The organism is Deltaproteobacteria bacterium, from assembly GCA_016223005.1.
Taxonomy (GTDB): Bacteria; Desulfobacterota; GWC2-55-46; order UBA9637; family GWC2-42-11; genus JACRPW01.
The window spans coordinates 1-5,672 of the sequence record JACRPW010000100.1; the positions used below are offsets into that span (position 1 = coordinate 1).

Annotated in this window: 5 protein-coding genes; all 5 read left to right on the forward strand. The window is 42.1% G+C overall.

Annotated features, from left to right (window positions below):
- The coding region (gene argH, locus HZC45_09580) for an argininosuccinate lyase (GenBank protein MBI5683387.1) at positions 1 to 707 on the forward strand (707 nt) is incomplete at its 5' end.
- Positions 704 to 907: a hypothetical protein gene (locus HZC45_09585; GenBank protein MBI5683388.1), complete on the forward strand. Its 204-nt coding sequence runs from the start codon at positions 704 to 706 to the stop codon at positions 905 to 907. The genes argH and HZC45_09585, both read left to right, overlap by 4 nt.
- Positions 908 to 978: 71 nt before the next feature.
- Positions 979 to 3,354 (forward strand): sulfurtransferase TusA family protein, encoded by a 2,376-nt coding sequence (locus HZC45_09590; protein ID MBI5683389.1) that lies wholly within the window; start codon positions 979 to 981, stop codon positions 3,352 to 3,354.
- 176 nt (positions 3,355 to 3,530) lie between these two features.
- On the forward strand, positions 3,531 to 4,778 hold the full coding sequence (gene lysA, locus HZC45_09595) for a diaminopimelate decarboxylase (protein ID MBI5683390.1): 1,248 nt from the start codon (positions 3,531 to 3,533) through the stop codon (positions 4,776 to 4,778).
- Between the two features lie 13 nt (positions 4,779 to 4,791).
- Positions 4,792 to 5,649, forward strand: a complete 858-nt coding sequence (locus HZC45_09600) for a diaminopimelate epimerase (GenBank protein MBI5683391.1) — start codon at positions 4,792 to 4,794, stop codon at positions 5,647 to 5,649.
- The last annotated feature ends 23 nt before the right edge of the window (positions 5,650 to 5,672 follow it).

The window sequence follows — 5,672 nt, forward strand, 5'->3', positions numbered from 1 at the left end:
ATAATAGCCTTGACTCCGTAAGCGACAGAGATTTCTGTATAGAATTTTGTGGAGCAGCGTCAATACTGATGATGCACCTTTCAAGGCTAAGCGAGGAACTCATCCTGTGGTCTTCACAGGAGTTTGGTTTTATTGAATTATCAGATGCATTTTCAACAGGCTCATCCATTATGCCGCAGAAGAAAAACCCTGATGTGCCTGAACTTGTGAGGGGAAAGACAGGAAGGGTTTATGGCAGTCTTCTGACACTTCTTGCTGTGATGAAGGGATTGCCTCTTGCATATAACAAAGACATGCAGGAGGATAAGGAGGCATTATTTGACACGATAGATATTGTAAAGGACTGCCTCAAGATTTTTTCTCCAATGCTTGAGACAATGAAGGTGAATAAACAAAATATGCTAGCCGCTACGAGGGCAGGATTTCTTACAGCAACAGACGCAGCAGACTATCTTGTTAAAAAGGGTGTGCCGTTTAGGGAAAGTCATCATGTTATCGGCAAAATTGTTATCTATTGCATAAAAAACAAAAAGGTATTGGATGCCCTGACAATAGAGGAGTGGAAACAATTTTCAAAGGCATTTGCTCAAGATATAAAAGATGTTGTATCTGTTGAGATGTCTGTGAATAGCAGAGGGGTAAAAGGCGGCACAGCAGTTGAAACAGTCAGCCAGAGGTTAAGAGATATAGAGAAGGAGATGAAGTGAAAAAGTCAAAAGTCAAACGACCCAAACTTCGTTTGGGTGCCCCGAAGTCAGAAGTCAGAAGCAAGAAACTGAAAAGGCATTTAATATTTTTATTACTGTTCACTGTTCACTGTTCACTGTTCACTATCTTGAGCGGCTGCGGCAAAAAAGCCCCTCCAAAGCCGCCAACAGTATCAATGATAATCAGTAATCAAAGATAGAAAAACATTGCAAAACCTGTTGAGCATGACTGCTTGATATGATATATAGTTTCAAGCAGGAAGGGAGTATTATGTTTAAATTGCCTAACGAAGTCATAACTGCATTAAAAAACTACAGCGAATCTTTAACGGAATATTTAAGCGGCAGGATTTCGTCCGACAGATTCAAGGGCATCAGGGTTCCCTTCGGCTTTTATTCCCAGAGGGCGTCAAGGCAGTTGATGGGAAGGGTGAGGATACCAGCAGGCAGCATCACGTCGGAACAGTTAAAGGCGATTGCCGACACAGCCAAAAAATTCAATTTAAAACTCCATATAACAGATCGTCAGGATATACAACTGCATGGCGTTTCCTATGAAGATACTATTAAGGTTCTTGATTATTTGAAGGATTATAACCTTTCCACAATCGGAGGGGGCGGCAATACTGTCAGGAATGTTGCTGCATGTTATCTGTCAGGCATATGCAAGGATGAGGTCTTTGATGTCAGAAAATATGCTGTAAACATAACCGAATATCTCCTCAAAGACCCTGTGTCAACAAGACTGCCAAGAAAATTCAAGGTCAGTTTTTCAGGATGCTATACAGACTGCGCCTATGCGCTTGTAAACGATGTTGGACTGCTCGCAAAGGAAAAAGATGGCGCAAAGGGCTTCAGGGTTTACTGCGGCGGAGGCATGGGCGCATCTTCTGCAATAGGACAAATGCTTGAGGATTTTATACCTCTGGAAAAGACAGGGTATGTGGTTAAGGCAGTAATGCTTGCGTATAACAAGCACGGGGACAGATTAAACAGGCACAGGAACAGATTGAGATTTTTGATTCAGGATATGGGGTTTGAAAGGTTCAAGACCTTGTATCAAAATGAGTTGAATGCGCTCATTGAAGCAGAATATGCAGGTTTAAGGGATATACGATTTAAAGATGATTTGAAGAAACTTGAGCCAGTTGATTTGGAAAAGTTTGAAACTCTGGAAGAAGGTTTCAGGGACTTCATCAAATATAATCTCATATCTCAAAAACAGGATGGCTATTATGCTGTTGAACTTGATGTCCCGCAGGGTGATATGGATGTTTTAGCAGCGGAAGAACTTGCAGGTTTGGGCGCTCTTATTCCTGATATAGAGTTCAGGACAACCCAAAATCAAAACCTGCTCCTGTGCAATATTGACGGCAGCGCTTTGCCTGCTCTGTATAAAAGACTTCAAACCATATTTAACGGCAATGCATTCATTGGTTCAAACAATCTAACAGGGGTTATTGCATGCAAGGGCGCTACAACATGCAATCTGGGCTTATGCAATTCGCCTGCCCTTGCCCGCGCAATGGTGAAGGAATTTGGAGCAGATAGGCTTGATATGGAGGCTCTAAAAGGGTTTAGAATCAAAAGCAGCGTATGTCCGAATAACTGCGGACAGCATGTTTTGGGCGTAATCGGACTTCAGGGCATGACAAGAAAGGTTGGGGCAAAGCCTGTGCCGCTCTATAAGATTTTGGCAGGCGGCAGGATAGGAGAAGACAGCACTCGATTTGCTCAAGAGGTCGGCGTTGTGCCTGCAAGGAATGTCCCCAAATTCTTGAAAGAATATTTTAGAACGGTTCAGGATAAGGTAAATAACTATGACACAGTCCATGAGTTTCTTGAAAAAGAAGGGGTGAAACTCATGAAGGACTTGCTCAATTCCTATTCCTATTGCCCTGATTATAATGAGGATGCAAGTTTTTACAAAGACTGGGAGAGGGATGAGGATTTCTCTCTTGCAGGGATTGGTCCAGGGGAATGCGGCGCAGGGGTTCTTGATTTGATAGACTCAGATTTGGCAGAGGCTGAAAAGAGCCTTAATCTGGCAAAGACTCTTCTGGGGACAGATTTAAAATCTGTCCCCAATTATCTGAAGGATGCCTTAATCTACAGCGCAAGGGCGCTTCAGGTAGTTAAAGGTTTGGAGCCGAAAGAGGATAAGGATGTGATTGAATCCTTTATAAACGGATTTATTGACAAAGGGATTGCTGAATCAAGATTTAGAAGCATAATGGATATTTACAATAAACTTGCAGGCGAGGCTGTTCAGGATGAACTTGCAAAAATCTACGGCAGTGTGAATGAATTTTATGGGCATATAAAAAACCTTTACAAACAGATGGACCCGCATTTCAGATTTCCGTCAGAGGTTGGAGGAGGAGCAAAGACAGAAAAAGAACCGGTAAAACCTGTTGCAGCAGGCAAGGTATTAAACTTGAAAGGCGTTGCATGTCCAATAAATTATGTAAAGGCAAAACTATTTTTAGAGACACTGGATGCCGGGACTATAGTTGCAATCTATCTGGATGAGGGTGAACCTATCCGCAATGTGCCGTCAAGCCTTAAGGGCGATGGACATGAAATTATTGAAATGGAAAAAGAGCCTGACGGTCATTACAGACTGGTGGTAAGGAATAAGGGGTAAAGAATCTTGCTAGAATAGCGGATGACTGCCCTGCCTGCAAACATTTTTATCCCTTGAGGGAGAAAAATCCTCATAAAAGCCTCCCATCCAGACGGTTTGCCAGCAGGGCAGTCATCCGCATACAAGGTATTTTATAAAGTTCTTAGGATTAAATTAATATGCAGGAGGTTTTTTTAATGCACTTTTTCAATTACAAAGGCGTTAGACTCTATGCCGAAGGTGTCTCAATAGAAAAAATCGTAAAGAAAGTCGGGACACCATGCTATATCTACAGCCATAAAACACTTACAAGGCACTATCATGCCTTTGATACAGCGTTCAATAAGGTATCACATATAATCTGCTATTCTGTAAAGGCTAATTCAAATATCGCAGTCCTCAATACATTTATCAAGCAGGGGAGCGGTGTTGATATTGTGTCAGGCGGTGAACTTTTCAGGGCAATTAAGGCAGGTGTCCATCCACAGAAGGTTGTATATTCAGGTGTGGGAAAAAGGGAAGATGAGATAGGGTATGCCATTAAGACAGGCATCCTCATGTTCAATGTTGAATCACCTGAGGAACTGCGGACAATAGATAAGATTGCTGGCAGATTAAAGAAGAAGGCATCTTTTGCAATCAGGGTAAATCCTGATGTTGACCCAAAGACCCATCCTTATATCTCAACAGGGCTCAAGAAAAATAAATTCGGCATAGAGACAAAAGAGGCTTTAAAGGAATATGTTTACGCAAAGAATAATCTGAAAAACCTTATCCCGATTGGTGTTGACTGCCATATAGGTTCGCAGATAACGCAGTTGTCGCCGCTTGTTGATGCACTTAAGAAGACAAAAGATATTATTTCAAGACTGCGGGAAGAGGGCATTGATATTAAGTATCTTGATATTGGCGGAGGACTGGGTATCACCTATGATATGGAAGAACCGCCGCACCCCAGCAAATACGGCGTGGCTGTTATAGATGATACAAAGGGGCTTGGTGTAACTTTGATATTTGAGCCAGGCAGGGTCATGGTAGGAAATGCAGGCATACTGGTTGCAAAGGTTTTATACACAAAAAAGGGGACAAAGAAAAACTTTATTATCGTTGATGCCGCAATGAATGATCTGGCAAGACCCAGCCTCTATGGTTCATATCATACAATAAAACCTGTAAAAAAGAATACCTCAAAGAAAGAGATTATTGTCGATGTTGTGGGTCCTATATGTGAGTCAGGGGACTTTTTTGCAAAGGACAGGGAACTCCCGCCGTTTAAGTCAGGGGATTTGATGGCGATAATGAGTGCAGGTGCTTATGGATTTTCCATGTCAAGCAATTATAATTCAAGACCAAGGGTTTGCGAGGTGATGGTTAATGGAAACAAGTTTCGTATAATAAGGGAGCGGGAATTATACAAGGATTTAATAAAAGGGGAGAGGTTTTAATTGCATTATGAAAATCAAATTTACAAAAATGCACGGACTCGGGAATGACTTTATTCTCATTGACTGTAGAAATATTGATATTCCGAATCTGCCTGATGTGGTGAAAAAACTCTCTCATAGGCAGTTCGGCATTGGTTTTGATCAGGCGCTGCTTTTATATCCATCATTTGCTGCTGACTTCAGGATGGACATATACAATGCAGACGGCGGCAGGGTTGAGATGTGCGGGAATGGCATAAGGTGTCTTGCAAAATATATATGGGGCAAAAAAGTCAGGGGTCAGGAGTCAGGAGTCAGGAGTAAAAAACTAAAGGAAGATTCTTTGTCAATAGAGACATTGGCAGGAATAATACAGGTGGAAAGAAAAGGAGAACTTATCAAGGTTGATATGGGCGAGCCAATACTTGAGGGAAGAAAAGTCCCTGTTAATCTTGATGGCAGGGTTATTGACCATAAAGTAAATATCGGCGGCGAGGTGTTTCAAATTACCTGTGTGTCAATGGGCAATCCGCATTGTGTAATCTTTGTTGATGATGTGTATAACTTTCCAGTAAGCAGGCTGGGTCCAATGATAGAAACCCATCCTATATTTCCAAAAAAGACAAATGTGGAGTTTATTCAGGTAATAAATAAAAAGGAATTAAGGATGCGTGTCTGGGAGAGGGGCGCTGGCGAAACCCTTGCCTGCGGCACAGGCGCATGCGCATCTTTAGTTGCTGCAAACTTAAAGGGTCTTGCTGAAAGGAAGGCGACAGTCCATCTTGCCGGCGGAGACTTGAAGATAGAATGGTCTGAAAAAGATAATCATGTCTATATGACAGGTCCGGCAGCAGAGGTTTTTGAAGGGGTTGTAAAAGATATTCAAGGCTAAAGCCTTGAGTTACAAGTAACTCA